The organism is Mesobacillus sp. (assembly GCF_047739415.1).
In the GTDB taxonomy this organism is placed as follows: Bacteria; Bacillota; Bacilli; order Bacillales; family Cytobacillaceae; genus Mesobacillus.
The window spans coordinates 1-18,833 of record NZ_JBIQOE010000125.1; the positions used below are offsets into that span (position 1 = coordinate 1).

Below are 18,833 nucleotides of genomic sequence, written 5' to 3' on the forward strand. Positions count from 1 at the left end.
AATAGTTTTCCTGAAAGAATGCATTTTACATTAAGTTCATATAAAATGGGATTGTACAAACTGTAGAGAAAAACATAAGGATGGTAATATAACAATGAAAACGGCAGTTATCACGGATAGCACTGCGTACATCCCGAAGGAGTTGCGGGAGAAATGGAATATCCACATGATTCCGTTAAGCGTGATTTTCGATCATGAGACATATAGAGAAGAAATAGACATCAGCGCAGAAGAGTTTTATGAAGAAGTTAAGCAGCGTGAGCTTCCGACTACTTCCATGCCACCAATCGGCGAGTTTGTGACGCTTTTTGAAAAATTGGCCAAGGATTACGATGCAGTCATTAGCATCCATCTGTCCAGCGGAATCAGCGGCACCTACCAGGGTGCGGTGAGTGCTGGGGAAATGGTAGAGGGTATAAAAGTATATCCATTTGATTCTGAGATCAGCGCAATGGTCCAGGGGTTCTATGCTCTTGAAGCTGCAGAACTGGCAGAGCAAGGTGTGGAACCTGAGAAAATCATCGAGCGCTTGAATGAAGTGAAGAAATCCATCCGTGCTTATTTCATGGTGGATGATTTAAGCCATCTTCAGCGCGGCGGCCGATTGTCCAGTGCCCAGGCGCTAATTGGAAGCCTGTTGCAGGTAAAGCCTTTGCTCCATTTTGAAGAGAAGATGATTGTTCCGTATGAAAAGGTCCGTACACGTAAGAAGGCGATGAATCGTGTTGTCGAATTACTAGCGGAAGATGCGAACAGCGGCGGTGAGTACCGGGCGGTCGTCATCCATGCTAATCGTGAAACAGAAGCACTTGAATGGAAAAGTGAGCTAGAAGCCCAGTTTCCGAATGTTGAATTCATGTTAAGCTACTTCGGGCCGGTCATCGGAACCCATCTTGGAGAAGGATCGATGGGGATGGGCTGGTATAAAAAATAATTCCACGGACATGTTCTTACAACAATGAGAAGCGCCAGATCCGTATTGGGAGTTGGCGCTTTTTTTCTTTATCCACATATTAATAGTAGTTATCAACAAAACGATCCACTTATTAACAAGCATTTTACCACCATCCTCTATTTATCCACATCAACAACCGCTTACATCAAGATAAACAGGGACTTACCAACAAAATAACCCACATTATACACAGAAAAATATTGTTATTCACATTAATATCCACAGAAGGTTGTGTTTAACTTTGTTGAATGAAGAAAATTTAATCCCCAACACTGATTATTCTGTTGATGAACAGGTATTCACCGACATGGAACCTCCGCAGTTACCTCCGTTATCCACAAATCGCTCTTTTCACTACAATGCCGAACTGCAAAAAATGCTGGCTGGTAAACAGCTGCTGATGGAGGAGTTGCCTTTTTCGGTGGCGGAAATACAAAAGCACCATGAACAAGGCTATTTACTTTATCGAAAGGGTATCAATCAAGAGCGATTGTCCTGCACAAGATGCGGCACGATAGATCATTCGTGGTTTGCGGAGTTCCCCTGTTCGCGTTGTGGAAAAGTTGAGTACTATTGCAGTAAGTGTTTGATGATGGGGAGGGTGAGTGAGTGCACGCCGCTTGTCAGCTGGGTGGGACCGGAGCCGGGGTTTAATATAGTGGCTGAACCACTATATTGGGACGGTCATTTGTCAGAAGGGCAAAAGGTTGCTTCCCGACGAGTTGCGGAAGCTGTGGAAAACTCTTCGGAGCTCCTTGTCTGGGCAGTTGCCGGGGCTGGTAAAACTGAAGTGTTATTTGCCGGAATTGCTAAGGCTTTATCCACAGGCAAGCGGGTATGCGTTGCAACTCCAAGGACAGATGTGGTTCTTGAGCTGGCGCCTCGTTTTCAAAAAGTGTTTCCGAGTGTTAAAATTACCGCTCTCTATGGTGGGAGCGAAGATCGCCATGAATATGCTCAGCTTACAATCGCGACAACGCATCAGCTGCTCCGCTTTTACAGGGCGTTCGATGTTATGATCGTCGATGAAGTTGATGCCTTTCCTTATTCCATTGATGAAACCCTCCAATATGCAGTCCAGCAATCCAGAAAACCAAGATCCTCTTTGATTTACTTAACTGCAACCCCAAACAAACAATGGCAAAAAGAATGCCGGTTAGGAAAAAGGGATTTCGTCACGATTCCTGCCCGCTACCATCGTCATCCTTTGCCGGTACCACAGTTTGTGTGGTCAGGGAACTGGGAGAAAAAGCTTTCGAAGGGGAAACTTCCTCCTAATATCATTAAGTGGGTAGAAGCTAGATTAACCAGAGGAAAACAGCTCCTTATTTTTGCCCCGAAGATCACCGCCATGGATAAAATCCTCACCATCTTTCGGCAAATGCATCCTCTCATTGAATCAGTTCATGCTGAAGATCCAGACAGGAAAGAAAAGGTCATGAGGTTCCGAAACAAAGATACCCCCATCTTGCTTACAACAACAATTCTTGAACGCGGTGTTACCATCCCTAATATCGATGTGGCTGTTATCGGCTCGGAAGACAGAATTTTTACCGAGAGTGCCCTTGTCCAGATTGCAGGAAGGGCAGGGCGAAGTGCCGAATACCCGACAGGTGACGTAACATTTTTTCATTATGGAAAAACAGAAGCAATGCTCAGTGCCCGCAGCCAAATTGTGACGATGAACAAAGAAGGAATTAAGAAGGGGCTGATTGATGTATGAAAGGGAGTCATTGTCTGATATGCCATGAGGAGATTGAATCTGCTTTGTCATGGAGAACTCTTTTTGGGGAGGATAAAACACCAAAGATTTGTGGAGAATGCAACGAGAACTTTTCGCCGGTTACAGGGGAAATATGTGAAATCTGCGGAAGGCCATTTGCCTTTTTGGAAGCGGAGTATCGAGTGGAGAATCTATGCTTTGACTGCAAGAGATGGGAAGACGAGCACTGGAGCGGGAGCCTGGATCAGAACCGCTCACTGTACCGATATACCGATTTTGCAAAAGACATAATGGCGAAATTCAAGTTCCGCGGGGATTATGTACTTGCCGAGATTTTTGCAGAAGATCTCTGTCAGGCTTTGCAAGCTTACCAATATGATTATATTGTCCCCATTCCTCTCAGTGAGGAACGACTCTACGAAAGAGGCTTCAACCAGGCAGAAGCCCTAATCTCCACTGCCGGCTTCAAACCAACCCACTTGCTCTCCAGAGTCCACACCGAAAAACAGTCAAAAAAATCACGCTCAGAAAGAATCCACATAGAGCAGGTGTTCAAATTGGAAACAGAACTAAATCTTAACAGTAAAACAATTTTGCTGATTGACGATATATATACTACAGGCTCAACGCTGAGGCATGCGGCCAAATTACTAAAAGAAAACGGAGCGGCGAAAGTGTATTCATTCACTTTGGCACGCTAGATGAGATATTATTGAAGGAGGAAGGATATTGGACCTTCAAAATTGCCCAAAATGCGATTCACTCTATGTGAAAAATAAATTTCGAGATGTATGTGAAAAATGCTGGAAAGAAGAAGAGACAGCGTATGATACAGTGGCTAAGTATATGAGGAAACGGGAAAACAGAGCAGCGACCGTCATACAAGTTGTAGAAGCGACCGGTGTACCGGAAGATCTGATATTAAAATTCATCAGGGCAGGTCGGTTTCAGCTGACTCAATTCCCTAATTTCGGTTATCCTTGTGATAAGTGTGGTACGGTGATTCGTGAAGGCAGGCTCTGCGCATCATGCGCCGGGGAGCTTATGGCTGACTTGCGTACCGTCCAGAAAGAAGAGCAGCGTAAGAAGGAAATGGCAGAGCATCATGCGACTTTTTACACACACAAAGATTAGGCGAAAAGAATCATTAAATATCGGCAGATAATTGCCGATAATAAAAGTAGAAATCGTTCTGAAAGTGAGGTTTAGACGATGAAAATCAACAATAATATAGGCCCATCAGGGATCAATCCATATAAACGCCAGATGAATAAACTAGATGCAGCAGCGAACACGCAAAATAAAAAGGCTGATAAGGTTGAAATTTCTTCAACAGCCAAGGAAATGCAGCAGCTTTCTCAAGTATCCGTTCAGCGCCAGCAAAAGGTGGAAGAGCTGAAGCTTCAGGTTGAAAACGGTACTTACAAATTGAATCCTAAAGAAACAGCTAAAAGCATCATTAATTTTTATCATAATAAATAGGGTGAATACTCGTCTTCCTGGCGAGTGTTTCTTTATGCCTAGAAGGAGGGCAGTCCATGTCAGCTGAATCACTTGTTGTCATCATGAATAAAATGCTCAAATTACATAAAAGCCTTTACGAACTGACCGTGAAGAAAACGGATATCGTGAAAAAAGGAGACACAACTGCCCTCGATCAGCTCTTGAAGGATGAGCAGGCGCATGTTGCTGCGATCAATAAGCTGGAACAAGAGAGGCTGGCAGTTTCAAAAGCGTTTTTACCCGATGCTTCCTTACAGGAAATTGCAGAGGCAAATCCTTCTGAAAAAGAGAAGCTTTTAACAATCAAAGAAGAACTTGTGGAAGTTATTTCAGAAATAAAGGCTCGAAATGAATTGAATCAGCAATTGATCCATCAGTCACTTCAGTTCATTAATTTTTCCAAAAGTCTTGTGATGCCGCAGGAAAAGGAAATTAACTACGGACCACCTGCCGGCAAGAAAGCAAAGCCTGGCCAATCGCCGGGGATGTTCAACTCAAAAGCATAATATTTGGAGGAACGAAAAATGCGTTCAACCTTTATGGGATTAGAAACAGCGCACCGCGGAATGTTCACGCAGCAGAGCGCTTTAAATACAACGGGTCATAATATATCCAATGCCAACACGCCTGGCTACACTCGTCAGCGTATTAACTTTCAACAGACAGAGCCATACCCAAATGCTTCACTTAACCGCCCGCAGATTCCTGGGCAGGTTGGAACAGGCGTAAAGGCTGGATCAATCCAGCGTGTAAGGGAAAGCTTTTTGGATATCCAGTACCGAAGCGAAAATAATAAGCTAGGATACTGGGAGACTAGGGCAGAGGCTTATACGAAACTGGAAGAAGTGTTGAATGAGCCTTCAGAATCTGGCCTTGCGAAGACGATGGACCAATTTTGGCAATCCTTGCAGGATTTAGCGGTAAACCCGACAAATCCTGGCGCACGATCTGTCGTTCGCCAGCGAGGGATTGCAGTAGCCGAAACCTTCAATTATCTGCAAAATTCACTTTCTTCCATTCAACGAGATTTGAAGAATGAGGTTTCTGTGACTGAAAAAGAAATCAACTCGTTAACTTACCAGATTAGTAAGATTAACGGTCAAATTGCGGATGTCGAACCACATGGTTATCTGCCAAATGATTTATATGATGAGCGCGACCGGTTGATCGATCAATTGGCATCAGTGGTAAATATTAAAGTTGATTATACAAATTCAGGCGGCGATGCACTGAAAATGGCAGATGGAAAAGCCGTCATCAAGATGGTCAGCGACAGCGGGAAAGAGCTAGGAATCCTAGTGAGTGGTGACCGTAATAATAATATGACTGTAAACTTTGATGGTGCTGATGAATCAGTTAAAACGATATCTATTGGCGATACTAAATTTAACTTTACAGATTTGAATTCAACAGGAAAACTTAAAGCTTTAGTAGATTCATATGGGTATGAGGCAAACGGCAAAGTTGCTGGTGTCTATCCTGAAATGATGAAGGAGTTAGACAACCTTGCGTACACCTTTGCGACGGAGTTTAACAATGTTCATAAGGACGGAATGAGTCCGAATGACATTGCCAACAAAACAAAGGCTGAAAATCCGTTCTTTGCTGATGCGGATGACATAGATCCTCAACGCGAAGGATTTGCAAGCCGGATTCAACTGGCGGATGCAATAAATCAGAGCCTTGATAATATCGCAACAGCAGATGGAAGCAGTATTACTGGAGCAACAATCGGCGATTCTACTAATATTCTAAAACTTGCGAACATCATTAACGATAAATTTGATTATGCCGGCGACAACGAACAAGCAAACTTCCGCAATTATTATGAAGGTGTGATTGGCGGCATGGCTGTTAAATCGCAAGAAGCCGTTCGATTAACTCAAAACAGCGGTTCACTAAGAGAATCGGTAGAAAATCGCCGCAAGTCAGTCAGTTCCGTATCGCTAGACGAAGAAATGACAAATATGATCCAGTTCCAGCATGCCTACAACGCATCAGCCCGGATGATCACTCTCCAAGACGAAATGCTCGAAAAAATCATCAACGGCATGGGAACCGTAGGAAGATAGGTGAAATAAAATGCGCATAACACAGTCAATGCTTTCTTCCAATTCATTAAGAAACCTCAGCGAAAGCTATCGAAGAATGGGTCAGTATCAGGATCAGCTGGCTACCGGCAAGAAAATCACAAAACCATCTGATGATCCTGTTGTCGCTATGAAAGGGATGTTTTATCGCTCCAATTTGACTGAAGTTGAGCAATATAAGCGGAACCTTTCAGAGCTTTATTTGTGGATGGAGAATTCTGAGGCTGGGATTGAACAGGCTAATAATGGTTTGCAGCGTGTGCGGGAGCTTGTCATCCAGGGGAAAAACGGTTCACTGAGCCCAACTGACCGTGAGGCGATTGCCCGTGAGGTTGAACAAATAAAGGATGATTTAGTGCAGGTCGCCAATACACAGGTATCCGGCCGCTATATCTTTCACGGAACCGATACAGATCACCCGCCGGTGGCAACAGCGAATCCGCCAAAGGTTGCTGCGAACCTTGCTGATCCTGATATTAACTCGTACAAGGTGGAAATCTCACGAGGAGTCTCCTTAAGAGCTAATGTTGATCCTAATGGTGTTTTTAACCAGGAACTTTTTGATGTCGTCCAGGGCATCCAGACAGCATTGGAGAGTGACAACGCAGCCGAACTAGAAGATTTGCTTGGACGGTTGGATGGATCAATGGACAAGCTTTCAGCAGAACGATCTGAACTGGGTGCACGAAACAATCGTCTTGAAATGATTGATGATCGAATAGCTCAGCAAGAAATAATGGCCAACCGTGTCCTGTCAGATAATGAAGACGCGGATATTGAGAGGGTCATCACCGATTTGAAGACCCAAGAAAGTGTCCACCGTGCGGCACTTGGCGTAGGAGCCCGTATTCTGCAGCCGACGCTATTAGACTTTTTAAGATAAGCTATTCTCACTGGGAATAGCTTTTTTTTCTAGGAGGAGTACAGAATGCAATTTCCTCAAATACGTTTGCAATCAACTTTTGCCCAGACAGAAATCCGTTCCCAGCAGTCGAGGCTGGAAATGGAGCAACCCAAAGCGGAATTAAGCATCCAGCAGCCGACAGCCGAGCTGAATATCGACCGTAAGCCGGCAAGACTTACGATTGACCAGACAGAGGCACGTGCCGATATGGATTTAAAGCATATTTCCCGCCGGATTGAAGAGGCGGCGCAACAGGGGTACCAGGATTGGCTCGCTGGTCTTGCGCGTGTTTCCCAGGATGGCGATGAATTGATGATGATCGAGAATGGCGGATATCCGATTGCAGATCAGGCGAAGCGGAACAGCGAGTCGCCAATGCTTGACTTCAATATTGGCTGGGTTCCATCAGCAGGGGGCGTGAAGCTAGGGTATGACCCTGGCAAAGTAGAGATCAACTGGAAAACAAACCGGCCGATGATTGATAGCCAAATTAATAAGCCAGTGATCAGTTATACGCCAGGCAAGGCGGAAGTCAACCTGAAGCATCATCCATCATTAAAAATTGATTTTGCCAACCTAAAGCATGTCGGAATTAATTATGAACAATCTATTTAAGGAAGGGTTCTAAAATGAAAATAAACACAAAGTATCATGGTGAAGTAGAAGTTGAAGAGATTCTAACTTTTGAAAAAGGGATACCGGGTTTTGTTGAAGAAAAGCAATTTGCCTTGCTGCCCTTGTCTGATGATGAATCCTATTTTGTCCTCCAATCCGTATCGACTCCTGGACTGGCATTTGTGTTAACTAATCCGTTCCATTTTATGAAAGAGTATGATTTTCAGTTGGAAGATGCGACGGTCGAGGAATTGAGCCTGGAAAGTGAAAAAGATGTCGCGGTCTACACTATCCTTACCGTACAGGATCCATTTGAAAGAACAACCGCAAACCTGCAGGCGCCAATTATCATTAACCAGACAAACCGCAAGGCAAAGCAAGTCATCCTGCACAATGAACAATACAAGACCAAACACCCAATCTTTAATAAAGTAGAAGCGAAGGGGTGACCAGACATGCTCGTACTCACAAGAAAAAAAGGCGAAAGCATCAAAATTGGCGATGACATCGAAATCACCATCGTCTCATCCAAAAACGACCAAGTAAAAATAGGCATCAAAGCACCAAAAAATATTGAGGTCTTCCGAAGTGAAATCCTCGAACAAATCAAAACCGAAAACGAACAAGCATCACAAGACATCTCAGCGCTATTAAAATTTATGAAAAAAATTTAAAAACACTATTAAACAATCCTAACCGCAAGACGATAAAACTATTGTAAGAGAAAATAAGGGCGGCCGACCTTATCGACTCAGACAAATAAAACAATTGTTCACAAGGACGTGAACAACAAATTCAAGGAGGAAAACATGCAATGAGAATCAATCATAATATTGCGGCACTTAATACTTATCGTCAGTTGAACAGTGCATCAACTGCACAATCAAAATCAATGGAGAAATTATCTTCTGGTCTTCGTATTAACAAAGCTGGAGATGATGCAGCTGGTTTAGCAATTTCTGAAAAAATGCGTGGGCAAATTCGTGGACTCGATATGGCTTCTAAAAACGCGCAAGATGCAAATTCATTAATTGCTACTGCTGAAGGTGCATTAAATGAGACTCATTCAATTCTTCAACGTATGCGTGAATTATCAGTTCAATCATCTAATGATACAAACACTGGAGATGACCGTGCTGAAATTCAAAAAGAAATGGATCAATTAACATCTGAAATTGATCGTATTGGTAATACGACAGAGTTTAATACTAAAAAATTATTGAATGGGAGTGCAGGCGTTGCTGTAACTGCTAGTAACACAGCTGTAAACGGTTTAACTGGTACTGCAGATACACAAGCTGGTGTTATTAATTTAACTGCTTCAAATACTACTCTTGCAACTAAAGCAACTAAAGTTGATGCAACTACTACAGCTGTTGCTAATGCGAATACTGCTATGATAGCAGGAGCAAGTACACTTACAGTTAATGGAACATCATTCTCCTTCGTAGCAGCTGATACTGTTCAAAAAGCACTAGATACATTTAATAATGCCTCTGCAACTACTGGGGTGTCAGCAACTTGGGCAAATGGAACAGGTTTTACTTTCACTAGTGCAACCGAAGGTTCTTCTGCTAAAATTGATTTCAGTGCTGGTACTGGAGCATTTGCAGCTATAGGTGCTGCAGCATCATCAGTTTCTGGTGCTGATGCAGTAGTATCAACTACTGAACTAGGTGGATCTGCATCTGTATCAGGTAATAAAGTCACTGTTACATCTGGTAACTATGAAGGGCTAGAATTCACTTTGGCATCAGATACAGATGTATCTATAACAGTTGGAACAAACAATGCATTAAAAATGCAAATTGGGGCGAACCAAGATCAAAATATGAGCGTTGGTATCAACGACATGAGAGCTAGTGCATTAGGCGTTAAAAATCTAAATGTAACATCTCAAAGTGGAGCGAACACTTCAATCACTGCAATTGATAAAGCGATTCAAACTGTATCAGCTGAGCGTTCGAAACTTGGGGCTTATACAAATCGTTTAGAGCACACAATCAATAACCTAGGTACTTCTTCCGAAAACCTAACTGCTGCGGAATCTCGTATCCGTGACGTAGATTTTGCTATAGCTGCTTAGGCAGTGACAAGCACAGTCGTCCTAGCTGGTAACGGCTAGTGATAATAATCGGGTGAATTGCTGGAAAACCCTAAGAGCTTTTCTTGCCACAACGTAGTTGGAAACGACAAGCGTGAAGGTTTGAAAAAAGAAAAGATTGGGCAATCAGCAGCCAAGCTCCTGTCTCGAAAGAGTGGAGAAGGTCCAACGACTAGGATAGACCATCTAAGGCGAAAGCTATGATGATGAAATCCGTAGGTGAACCAATGGTCATCAGCATTGTGAATCCGAAGTGCCCGACCCCTACTAAAATGCTAGAGGGTGAAGATATAGTCTAGTCATTTGTGAAAGCAAATGTTCGCACGATGGCGAAAGAAATGATGGCACAAACTAAGAATTCTATTCTTTCTCAAGCAGCACAAGCAATGTTGGCTCAAGCTAACCAACAGCCTCAAGGCGTGCTTCAGTTGCTTCGTTAATAGTAATACAAAAAAAGGGTTGCCGATGGCAACTCCTTTTTCTGTAAAATGAAAGCTAATGATGTAATAAGGCTTAACTCTATAGATTACTCCTGCGAAAATAATTTGGTTTTTGTGTTTTGGCGAACTTTGGCTTTACAAGCTGGCTTGGTGCTTGGTGTTGGTCTGTCTTGAATAAAAATTTGACTATCAGTGCTATTAATCTTTTCAGCAGTTTCACCTCCTCGGAATAATAACTAAATTATATATGTTAGGGACTAACGAGTAATCTTGGTTATGCTAACGTGAGTTTTGATTCTCTAACTTCTCATGTGAAAAGCTCACTCATTTCTTCAATCAATCACAGAATTGCAATAGATTGCTTCCATTTCCCTCATTAAACGAACCAATGGAAAAAATAAGCATAAATCATAATATTGAAGATACATGCGTATGATGTTCGTCAAAAAGGGCTCCTCTCTTCGGAGGAGGAATCGTAATCATGAATAATCAATCTGCAAAGCGTGTGAACATTGTTAGCCTAAAGCTAGTGAAGGAATCAGCATGTTATATAAGAATCGCTGTGTACGAAGCCCGGAAGATGGCTATCAATTGTTGAAGCAGTTCTTAGGAGATACGGATAGGGAATACTTTGTTGTTGTTTGTTTGGACATAAAGAATCAACCAACAGCCATCAACATCTGTCACATTGGAAGCCTAAACGCAAGCATCGTACATCCGAGGGAATGCTTCAAGCCTGCCATTTTGAGTAATACTGCTTCGATTTTAGTAGGTCATAACCATCCCCGCGGCAGTAGTGTTCAGAGCAGGGAAGGTACAACTGAATTTAACACTAAGAAATTTCTAAACGGTAAAGCTGGTGTACAAGCTTCAAAAGCATCTGGAAAAATCTTATCACAGGAAAATTTTGGTAGTAAGTATTCTATCACTCTTGGTGGTACTGATAAAGCAGAGTTGGATGGAGCATTAACCGCAGGAAAAGATGTGAAGGTTGATATTACAGCAAAAGATGGGTCAACTGCTCAAGTTGCTGACCTTGTGGGTGATGGTCAAATGGTTACCATTCCGAATGGCTATGATGGTGCAGGTTTGACTCTTAAAGTTAACGGCGCATCTTTAACCTTTACCGTATAAGTGACTCAAGGCTCATAATCATTCCAAATTAGAGCTAACGAAGGCCAAGATATGTCTTTAGGCATTAATGAAATGAGTACATCTAAGCTTGGCGATAGTGCTTCAGGTAATTATATCTCGGGGGTAGACTTATCTTCGCAAGATGGTGCAAAGTCTGCTATTACAGTAATAAATAGTGCACTCGATCAAGTTTCAGCTGAGCGCTCTAAGCTTGGTGCTGTTCAAAACCGTTTAGAACACACAATCAACACCCTAGGAACATCTTCCGAAAACCTAACTGCTGCGGAATCTCGTATCCGTGACGTAGATTATGCTTTAGCTGCCTAAGAACAGTAACAAGCACAGTCGCTCTGGCTGATAACGGCTAGAGACATTATCGGGTGATTGCTGGATACCCCTTAGAGCTTTCTTCCCCACAACGGAGTTGGAAACGACAAACGTGAAGGGTTAAAAAGAAGAAAGATATGGGCAATCAGCAGCCACGCTCCTGTCTCAAAAGAGTGGAGAAGGTTCAACGACTAGGATAGACCATCTAAGGCGGAAGCTATGATGATGAAATCCGTAGGTGAAACAATGGTCATCAGCATTGTGAATCCGAAGTGCCCTACCCCTATTAGATTGCTAGAGGGTGAAGATATAGTCTGGTCATTTGTGAAAGCAAATGTTCGCACGATGGCGAAAGAAATGATGAACCAAACTAAGAACTCTATTCCTTTACAAGCTGCTCAAGCTATGTTAGAGCAGGCGAATCAGCAGCCTCAGGGAGTTCTACAACTTCTTCGTTAATTTTATTACTTCGAAAAAGGCTCTAGACCATCTAGAGTCTTTTTCTTTTGTAATTTGTTTTGGAAGTTATCTTCTCTACCAGTGAATAGTATTAAAATAATTTCACTCATCCTTAAGCCGGTTCTATCCTGAATGGCTTGTATTTTTAATAGCTCTTTACTATTAAGAGTGATCTGGTAACTGTATTTCGTCTCATTAGTCTTGTAGTATTCATTGTATTTTTTCTTGAACCATTCATTGGCGAAATCAATAGAATTGAGTTCAACGAATAGGCTCTTGATTTGCGCGGTGGGTTTTAATAAACTTAAAAGGTTTCGAAGAATCCAGCATGCATTCGAGAATCCATTATTTAGCTATACTTTGGCAGGTTTATTGGAACGTAATTTTTAAGTTCATTGATAGCAGTGAAAGCACCATCCGTAATCCTCAGTTCTGTGTTGAAAACGAAAGCGCGGTTGTTTGGCCCCCTCAATTGTTAAGTTTCCATCTCCTAGCAGCTTACCCGTAATAAGTGATAACTGTCTCATTGGTATGTATTTTAATAGTTCATCTACAACATCCATGCTAGCCCTACTTATAATAAAGGAACGTGTGTTCTAGTCTAGTTTTCTATAGTAGTCCTGAAAAATAAACTAAACATGCTTTATAATTTTCCGATATAACTACTATAAATCAGTATAGTAGGAGGAACTGAAGATGATCGAACGCATATCATCCAATCAATTATCCTCGCAACTTAGAAGCATCGAGAAAATAGATGTAACCGCAGAGAAACAGGAGAATGTTTTACAGGCTGAAAATAAAGATGAAATAAATGAATCACTCAATTTCCCAAAAGAAAAGGTAAAAGAAATTGTCGATGGAATGAATAAGTTCATGGAGGCTTCGCCGACTGCGCTGAAGTTTGAATTCCATGAAAAGCTTAATGAATATTACGTGAAAATCGTTGACGAGATAACAAAACAAACAGTAAGAGAGATTCCACCGAAAAAGATGCTGGATTATTATGCGGCGATGACGGAGTTCATTGGCCTTATGGTGGATAAAAAGATCTGAAGGTGAGGTTGAAGGTCAGCTATGAGGATAGGCGGATTGGCCAGCGGCATGGATATTGACCAGCTTGTTGGCGATTTAATGAAGGCGGAGCGGCTTCCGCTTGATAAATACAAACAAAAGAAACAGACTCTCGAGTGGCAGCGTGATGAATACCGTGAGATGAACAAGCTCATGTATGAGATGCAGACAGCTGCCCGGGATATGAATTATGAAAGGACTTATACTTCGAAAACTACGTCAAGTTCGAATGATGGGGCTGTGTCAGCAGCAGCTTTTCCGAGTACCATAAGCGGTACATATAAAGTCAAAGTGGATCGTCTGGCATCTGCGGCTGTCAGGGTGAGCCAGGATACTGTATCTGCTTCAGGGCAAAAGATTGATACAAGCAAAGCGTTCAAGGATCAAATATCAAGCTTTAAGACGGCACCGGACTTTAGCGGTGGACCAATAAGCTTTACTTTAGCGACATTCAAAGAAGATGGAACAAAAGTCGAGAAAACTTTTGACGTCACTGAAACTGAGACATTAAATGATGTGCTGAAAAAAATCAATGACTCAGAGCTGGGGATACGTGCATTCTATGATTCAACCGCAGATAAGGTTGTAATGGAACGGACTGTTACAGGGGATTTCAATAAGGACCCGAATACATTCCTCGGTGCGGAGATTGGCTATAACGGGACAAATGCAGGGTTTATTGCTAATGTGCTACAGATGAAAGCGGGCAAAGAAACTTCTCCTGGATCTGGAGTATGGGAAACGACGGAAACGGGAGGCACAAACGCCAAGTTTACATACAATGGCTCTTTAACAGTTGAACCTCCTACCAATGATTATAAAATTAACAACATCCAATTCAATTTTAAACAAGTCACAGCAGGCGAAGAAACCATTACTGTCGGGAATAATACGGAAGCTGCTTTTGACAGTATTGTAAAGTTCGTCAATAAGTATAATGAAATGATTGAGAAGATTAACGGTAAGTTGGATGAAAAGCGATATCGTGACTATAATCCACTTTCGGATGAAGAAAAAGAGGCTATGGAAGAAAAGCAAATTGAGTTATGGGAGGAGAAGGCGAAAAGCGGTTTGATCCGTAATGATTCCACCCTTTCCAATGGATTGAATAGCCTGAGGCTCGACTTCTATGAACCACTGGCAGGGGCTTTAAAAGGCTTTGGACAACTTGCTGAGTTAGGGATTAAAACCACTTCTAATTATGCTGAAAAAGGTAAACTCGTGATTGAAAATGAAGAAGTGTTGAAAAGTAAGCTGGCGGAAAACCCCGATGCAGTATACAAGCTGTTTGCAACAGATGGGGATGGAAAAACAAGAAGCACGATGGGGATTGCCGAACGTTTGATCAAGACGATCGATTCGACGATCAAAACGATTGAGGGAAAAGCAGGTAAATCAACATGGGTGAATCAAAAGTTCACATTGGGAAGAAACTTAAACGATGTCGACAGCCAAATCAACCGCTTCGAAGACCGCCTGATCCAAGTCGAGGACCGCTACTGGCGCCAGTTTACTGCGATGGAAAAGGCCATTCAAAAAGCAAATAGCCAGTCGGCTTACTTGATGCAGCAATTTAGCGGTGGATATTAAAAGCCCTTTTTAAAAAGGAGAGTAAATAATGGCAATGAATAATCCGTACCAGTCTTACCAGCAGAATTCCGTCAATACAGCGTCTCCTGGAGAGCTGACGTTGATGTTATATAACGGCTGTTTAAAGTTTATTAATCTTGCGAAACATGCCATTCGATCAAAAGATATTCAATCAAAAAATACAAATATCCAAAAAGCTCAAAAAATCGTGCAGGAGCTGATGGTCACTTTAAATATGGAACTTGAAGTTTCACAAAATATGATGTCATTATACGACTATATGAACCGACGTTTAATCGAGGCGAATATCCAGAATGATACAGCGATTTTAGAGGAAGTGGAAGTGCTTGTCACTGACTTCCGCGACACCTGGAAGCAGGTCATCCAACTGAACCGACAAAAGCAGCACGGCCAGGGTGGCGCAGTTTAATGAGTGCTGTCCTTCAATTTCATCAGCTAACTAATGAACTCATACAACTTTTGGAAACTGCTGATCTGGATCGCGATGATAAAATCACTCGGACTGATGAGTTATTGAGTCAGCGAGAAGCACTCATGGATGCAATTGTTCCTCCCTATACACCTGAAGAAATGGAAGCAGGGAAGGAAATCAATCAGTTGAATATGAAGCTTGCTCAGCTTTTAAAAGCTGAAAAGGCTTCTGTTCAAAAAGATATTAAAGGATTGCAATCGAAAAAAGAATCTAACACAAAATATGTCAACCCATACCAAAACCTTTCAACGGACGGCATGTTTTACGACAAGAGGAAATAGGTGGGTGGTTTGAACACTTTAACTGAGGAAAAGTTTTTATTGGTCAACCAGTATATCGGATTGCTTGATATCATCGATGAAGCTTTTGGTCATATCCTTGTCAGTCTTGAGAGAAAGAATCATCATGATGCCGAACAATTATGGGAAGATGTAACCATGGCTTTTATGCAAATCCATGAATCAAACAAGGTCCTGGCTGATCATTTTGCCGATCAGCCAGGGGTTATCCAACAGTTCTCACAATTCGATTTTGTATTGGAAAAGGCACATTTGGTTCAATTTACAGATGATCGATTTCTTGAGATTCTTATGAAGGAAAAGATTTATCCCGCTTTCCTTGGATGGTCGGGGCAAATCAATCAACAATTCAGGCCCTATTACATCAACTAAACCGCCCGATCCCGGGCGGTTTTTCCATATTCGGACAACCCTCTACAAAATATCCACTATTCCGACGGTAAAAACAGACATAAAAATGTCAAATCTTCAGACTGTTTTTGCAGGAGTTCTTTGGGGTAAAATAGAATTAGTAATACATAGTCATATCCCAAAGGAGGAGTCCACTATGAACTACAACATTCGTGGAGAAAACATTGAGGTAACGCCAGCAATCAGAGAGTATGTAGAGAAGAAGGTTGCGAAGCTTGACCGGTATTTTACCGAGTCACCCAATGCCAATGTGAACGTTAACCTGAAAGTTTACCAGGATAAAAAATCAAAAGTTGAAATTACGATTCCGATGAAGGACCTTGTGCTTCGCGCAGAGGAGCTTCATGAAGATATGTATGCTGCGATCGATTTGATCACTGATAAGCTTGAGCGCCAGATCCGCAAGCACAAAACAAAGGTAAACCGCAAATTCCGTGAAAAGGAAAGCCTGAAGGATTACGCGCCAATCTTCACTGAAGTTGAGCAGGTTGAAGATGATGAAGATCTTGAAGTTGTCCGTACAAAGAGCTTTGACTTGAAGCCAATGGACAGCGAAGAGGCGATTCTGCAGATGAACATGCTGGGCCACAGCTTCTACGTGTTCACAAACGCTGAAACTAACCAAACTAATGTTGTTTATAAGCGTAACGACGGCCGCTATGGTTTGATTGAAGCTCAATAATCTTAAACTCTACCCACAGTCAGAAATTGGCTGTGGGTTTTAATTTGTTTTTTAAAAGGAAAAATTATACCGAGTGCCGAAATAATTTTTACAGGAGGCGATACATAATGACATTTTCGATCGTAGGTTATGATCCTCAGGAAAAAGAATGGGGAATTGCGGTACAATCCAAATTTCTTGGAGTAGGGGCGGTTGTTCCGTTTGCGAAGGCTGGGGTAGGTGCTGTGGCTACACAGTCATACGCAAATACAGCATATGGTCCACAGGCGCTTGAGTTAATGGCTCAGGGAAAATCAGCTCAGGAAGTAAAGGAGCTGATCACGAAGGATGATCCTGACAAGGAAATGCGCCAGGTGGGATTGATTGACGCCGAAGGAAACCCAGCAACTTTTACAGGTACATATTGCTATGACTGGGCAGGCGGGGTGACTGGAAAGCATTTTGCGGCACAGGGAAATATTTTAGTAGATGAGAATACTGTAAAGGCAATGGCAGCAACTTTTGAGTCAACGGAAGGCTCTCTTGCACACCGGTTGCTGCAGGCGCTAAACGCTGGACAGCAGGCTGGTGGCGACAGCAGGGGCCAGCAGTCGGCGGCACTCCTTGTCGTCAAGGAGAACGGCGGCTATGGCGGCTACAACGACCGTTACATCGATCTTCGTGTCGATGATCATCCTGAACCAATCACGGAGCTGATACGCATCTACGGCCTGCAGCAGCTTTATTTTGCCAAATCAAAGCCAGAGAATATTGTAGCAATCGAAGATGAGGTAAAGGACACAGTCATCCAGCACCTTAAGCGCCTGGATTATCTTAAGGCCGATCCTTCTGACGGAGAAAAACTCCATAAAGCGCTCACTTCCTACATCCACACCGAAAACTTCGAGGAAAGAGAGCAGGAGAAGGGCAAGATTGATTTAGAAGTGTTGGAGTTTATGAAAAATCAATAAATCCTTCGTCCCTCTGTCAACCGGCAGAGGGACTTTTCGCATACCTCGATTGGTTGTCACCCCTTGTCGTAAGTGGTAAGATAGTATTTAGCAATAAATCGAATTTTTCTAAAAGGGATTCGGTGCGTTTACAGCGAATCTTTTTTCTTTGGGACAATTTTTCACACAATTAACATATTAAATACAACGAGATTCATTAGATAAAAGGAGCGTCTGTATGGGGATTTTAACGAAAATTTTCGACCAGAATAAACGCGATATTAAAAGATTGACGAAAATGGCGGATCAAATCGATGCACTTGCAGGCGATATGGAAAAGCTGTCTGATGACCAGCTGAGGGAAAAAACAGATGAGTTCAAATCCCGTTACCAGAATGGCGCGTCTACCGATGAACTGCTGATTGAAGCGTTTGCGGTCGTCCGTGAAGGTGCTAAACGTGTCCTTGGTTTGTATCCTTATAAAGTCCAGCTGATGGGTGGTATTTCCCTCCATGAAGGAAATATCTCTGAAATGAAGACTGGTGAAGGTAAAACCCTGACTGCTACAATGCCGGTTTACTTGAACGCGATCACAGGACGTGGCGTGCACGTTATCACGGTCAACGAATACCTCGCAAGCCGTGACGCCGTTGAGATGGGCCAACTGTATGAATTCCTTGGCCTGACTGTCGGATTGAACCTGAACAGCATGACAAAGGAAGAAAAGCAGGAAGCGTACCGTGCCGACATAACTTATGGTACGAACAACGAGTTCGGCTTCGACTATCTTCGTGACAACATGGTGCTTTATTCCGACCAGAAGGTTCAGCGTCCATTGCATTTCTGTGTAATCGATGAAGTTGACTCCATCTTGATCGATGAAGCGCGTACTCCGTTGATCATTTCCGGTTCTGCGCAAAAATCTGCCGCGCTTTACATTCAGGCGAATGCATTCGTTCGCACTTTGAAGCGTGAAGAAGACTACACATATGATGAAAAAACGAAGGGTGTCCAGCTGACGGAGGAAGGGATCACGAAGTCAGAGAAGGCTTTTGGCATCGAGAACCTTTTTGACATCAAGCATGTGACATTGCTTCACCA

General features: G+C 42.6%; 22 protein-coding genes and 2 pseudogenes. All 24 read left to right on the forward strand.

The features are described from left to right. The first annotated feature begins 94 nt into the window (after positions 1-94). The gene (locus ACH0QE_RS09975) at positions 95-934 is read left to right on the forward strand and encodes a DegV family protein (RefSeq protein ID WP_415800543.1); all 840 of its coding nucleotides are present in this window, start codon (positions 95-97) and stop codon (positions 932-934) included. A 328-nt stretch (positions 935-1,262) separates the two neighbouring features. After that, positions 1,263-2,678, forward strand: coding sequence for a DEAD/DEAH box helicase (locus ACH0QE_RS09980; protein ID WP_415800564.1), 1,416 nt, complete (start codon positions 1,263-1,265; stop codon positions 2,676-2,678). Positions 2,679-2,722: 44 nt separating this feature from the next. Continuing rightward, on the forward strand, positions 2,723-3,379 hold the full coding sequence (locus tag ACH0QE_RS09985) for a ComF family protein (RefSeq protein WP_415800544.1): 657 nt from the start codon (positions 2,723-2,725) through the stop codon (positions 3,377-3,379). Between the two features lie 28 nt (positions 3,380-3,407). After that, positions 3,408-3,812, forward strand: a complete 405-nt coding sequence (locus ACH0QE_RS09990; RefSeq protein ID WP_415800545.1) for a TIGR03826 family flagellar region protein — start codon at positions 3,408-3,410, stop codon at positions 3,810-3,812. 78 nt (positions 3,813-3,890) lie between these two features. Beyond that, positions 3,891-4,160 carry a flagellar biosynthesis anti-sigma factor FlgM gene (flgM, locus tag ACH0QE_RS09995; RefSeq protein ID WP_415800546.1) on the forward strand — a complete coding sequence of 90 codons (270 nt, stop codon included), beginning with the start codon at positions 3,891-3,893 and terminating at the stop codon, positions 4,158-4,160. A 56-nt stretch (positions 4,161-4,216) separates the two neighbouring features. Continuing rightward, positions 4,217-4,687 carry a flagellar protein FlgN gene (locus tag ACH0QE_RS10000; protein WP_415800547.1) on the forward strand — a complete coding sequence of 157 codons (471 nt, stop codon included), beginning with the start codon at positions 4,217-4,219 and terminating at the stop codon, positions 4,685-4,687. 18 nt (positions 4,688-4,705) lie between these two features. Further along, on the forward strand, positions 4,706-6,253 hold the full coding sequence (gene flgK / locus ACH0QE_RS10005; protein WP_415800548.1) for a flagellar hook-associated protein FlgK: 1,548 nt from the start codon (positions 4,706-4,708) through the stop codon (positions 6,251-6,253). Between the two features lie 10 nt (positions 6,254-6,263). After that, on the forward strand, positions 6,264-7,154 hold the full coding sequence (flgL, locus tag ACH0QE_RS10010; protein WP_415800549.1) for a flagellar hook-associated protein FlgL: 891 nt from the start codon (positions 6,264-6,266) through the stop codon (positions 7,152-7,154). Between the two features lie 45 nt (positions 7,155-7,199). Further along, complete coding sequence (locus ACH0QE_RS10015) at positions 7,200-7,790, forward strand: DUF6470 family protein (RefSeq protein WP_415800550.1); 591 nt, start codon at positions 7,200-7,202, stop codon at positions 7,788-7,790. A gap of 14 nt (positions 7,791-7,804) precedes the next feature. Continuing rightward, the gene (fliW, locus tag ACH0QE_RS10020; RefSeq protein WP_415800551.1) at positions 7,805-8,239 is read left to right on the forward strand and encodes a flagellar assembly protein FliW; all 435 of its coding nucleotides are present in this window, start codon (positions 7,805-7,807) and stop codon (positions 8,237-8,239) included. A gap of 6 nt (positions 8,240-8,245) precedes the next feature. After that, a complete protein-coding gene (gene csrA / locus ACH0QE_RS10025; protein WP_415800552.1) occupies positions 8,246-8,464 on the forward strand; it encodes a carbon storage regulator CsrA in 219 nt (72 codons plus the stop codon). Positions 8,465-8,604: 140 nt separating this feature from the next. Continuing rightward, complete coding sequence (locus ACH0QE_RS10030) at positions 8,605-9,876, forward strand: flagellin (protein ID WP_415800553.1); 1,272 nt, start codon at positions 8,605-8,607, stop codon at positions 9,874-9,876. 344 nt (positions 9,877-10,220) lie between these two features. Beyond that, a pseudogene (locus ACH0QE_RS10035) lies at positions 10,221-10,334 on the forward strand (flagellin); the annotation flags it as partial. A 481-nt stretch (positions 10,335-10,815) separates the two neighbouring features. Continuing rightward, positions 10,816-11,147: pseudogene (locus ACH0QE_RS10040) on the forward strand (JAB domain-containing protein); the annotation flags it as partial. A 372-nt stretch (positions 11,148-11,519) separates the two neighbouring features. Continuing rightward, positions 11,520-11,795, forward strand: coding sequence for a flagellin (locus ACH0QE_RS10045; RefSeq protein ID WP_415800554.1), 276 nt, complete (start codon positions 11,520-11,522; stop codon positions 11,793-11,795). Positions 11,796-12,014: 219 nt separating this feature from the next. Continuing rightward, a complete protein-coding gene (locus tag ACH0QE_RS10050) occupies positions 12,015-12,254 on the forward strand; it encodes a flagellin (protein ID WP_415800555.1) in 240 nt (79 codons plus the stop codon). Positions 12,255-12,950: 696 nt separating this feature from the next. Then, complete coding sequence (gene flaG / locus ACH0QE_RS10055; protein WP_415800556.1) at positions 12,951-13,310, forward strand: flagellar protein FlaG; 360 nt, start codon at positions 12,951-12,953, stop codon at positions 13,308-13,310. A gap of 21 nt (positions 13,311-13,331) precedes the next feature. Further along, positions 13,332-14,918 (forward strand): flagellar hook-associated protein 2, encoded by a 1,587-nt coding sequence (locus ACH0QE_RS10060; RefSeq protein WP_415800557.1) that lies wholly within the window; start codon positions 13,332-13,334, stop codon positions 14,916-14,918. 28 nt (positions 14,919-14,946) lie between these two features. Next, complete coding sequence (gene fliS, locus ACH0QE_RS10065; protein WP_415800558.1) at positions 14,947-15,348, forward strand: flagellar export chaperone FliS; 402 nt, start codon at positions 14,947-14,949, stop codon at positions 15,346-15,348. Beyond that, positions 15,348-15,692 carry a flagellar protein FliT gene (locus ACH0QE_RS10070; protein WP_415800559.1) on the forward strand — a complete coding sequence of 115 codons (345 nt, stop codon included), beginning with the start codon at positions 15,348-15,350 and terminating at the stop codon, positions 15,690-15,692. Before fliS ends, ACH0QE_RS10070 begins: the two co-directional genes overlap by 1 nt. A 9-nt stretch (positions 15,693-15,701) precedes the next feature. After that, positions 15,702-16,082 (forward strand): hypothetical protein, encoded by a 381-nt coding sequence (locus ACH0QE_RS10075; RefSeq protein ID WP_415800560.1) that lies wholly within the window; start codon positions 15,702-15,704, stop codon positions 16,080-16,082. A 175-nt stretch (positions 16,083-16,257) separates the two neighbouring features. Beyond that, entirely contained in the window at positions 16,258-16,803 is a 546-nt protein-coding gene (hpf, locus tag ACH0QE_RS10080; RefSeq protein ID WP_415800561.1) for a ribosome hibernation-promoting factor, HPF/YfiA family, read from the forward strand. Between the two features lie 107 nt (positions 16,804-16,910). After that, the gene (locus ACH0QE_RS10085) at positions 16,911-17,753 is read left to right on the forward strand and encodes a DUF1028 domain-containing protein (protein WP_415800562.1); all 843 of its coding nucleotides are present in this window, start codon (positions 16,911-16,913) and stop codon (positions 17,751-17,753) included. Between the two features lie 217 nt (positions 17,754-17,970). Continuing rightward, positions 17,971-18,833 (forward strand): DEAD/DEAH box helicase (locus ACH0QE_RS10090; RefSeq protein WP_415800563.1); only part of this gene is annotated, 863 nt, incomplete at its 3' end.

What these genes read in the sequence shown, in the direction of transcription:
- flgL (WP_415800549.1), top strand. Translation starts at nt 6,264, where the DNA reads ATGCGCATAACACAGTCAATGCTTTCTTCCAATTCATTAAGAAACCTC.
- ACH0QE_RS10015 (WP_415800550.1), top strand. Translation starts at nt 7,200, where the DNA reads ATGCAATTTCCTCAAATACGTTTGCAATCAACTTTTGCCCAGACAGAA.
- ACH0QE_RS09975 (WP_415800543.1), top strand. Translation starts at nt 95, where the DNA reads ATGAAAACGGCAGTTATCACGGATAGCACTGCGTACATCCCGAAGGAG.
- flgM (WP_415800546.1), top strand. Translation starts at nt 3,891, where the DNA reads ATGAAAATCAACAATAATATAGGCCCATCAGGGATCAATCCATATAAA.
- ACH0QE_RS09980 (WP_415800564.1), top strand. Translation starts at nt 1,263, where the DNA reads ATGGAACCTCCGCAGTTACCTCCGTTATCCACAAATCGCTCTTTTCAC.
- ACH0QE_RS10070 (WP_415800559.1), top strand. Translation starts at nt 15,348, where the DNA reads ATGAGTGCTGTCCTTCAATTTCATCAGCTAACTAATGAACTCATACAA.
- csrA (WP_415800552.1), top strand. Translation starts at nt 8,246, where the DNA reads ATGCTCGTACTCACAAGAAAAAAAGGCGAAAGCATCAAAATTGGCGAT.
- ACH0QE_RS10000 (WP_415800547.1), top strand. Translation starts at nt 4,217, where the DNA reads ATGTCAGCTGAATCACTTGTTGTCATCATGAATAAAATGCTCAAATTA.
- fliS (WP_415800558.1), top strand. Translation starts at nt 14,947, where the DNA reads ATGGCAATGAATAATCCGTACCAGTCTTACCAGCAGAATTCCGTCAAT.
- ACH0QE_RS10045 (WP_415800554.1), top strand. Translation starts at nt 11,520, where the DNA reads ATGTCTTTAGGCATTAATGAAATGAGTACATCTAAGCTTGGCGATAGT.
- ACH0QE_RS10050 (WP_415800555.1), top strand. Translation starts at nt 12,015, where the DNA reads ATGATGATGAAATCCGTAGGTGAAACAATGGTCATCAGCATTGTGAAT.
- ACH0QE_RS10030 (WP_415800553.1), top strand. Translation starts at nt 8,605, where the DNA reads ATGAGAATCAATCATAATATTGCGGCACTTAATACTTATCGTCAGTTG.
- fliW (WP_415800551.1), top strand. Translation starts at nt 7,805, where the DNA reads ATGAAAATAAACACAAAGTATCATGGTGAAGTAGAAGTTGAAGAGATT.
- flgK (WP_415800548.1), top strand. Translation starts at nt 4,706, where the DNA reads ATGCGTTCAACCTTTATGGGATTAGAAACAGCGCACCGCGGAATGTTC.
- hpf (WP_415800561.1), top strand. Translation starts at nt 16,258, where the DNA reads ATGAACTACAACATTCGTGGAGAAAACATTGAGGTAACGCCAGCAATC.
- ACH0QE_RS10085 (WP_415800562.1), top strand. Translation starts at nt 16,911, where the DNA reads ATGACATTTTCGATCGTAGGTTATGATCCTCAGGAAAAAGAATGGGGA.
- flaG (WP_415800556.1), top strand. Translation starts at nt 12,951, where the DNA reads ATGATCGAACGCATATCATCCAATCAATTATCCTCGCAACTTAGAAGC.
- ACH0QE_RS10060 (WP_415800557.1), top strand. Translation starts at nt 13,332, where the DNA reads ATGAGGATAGGCGGATTGGCCAGCGGCATGGATATTGACCAGCTTGTT.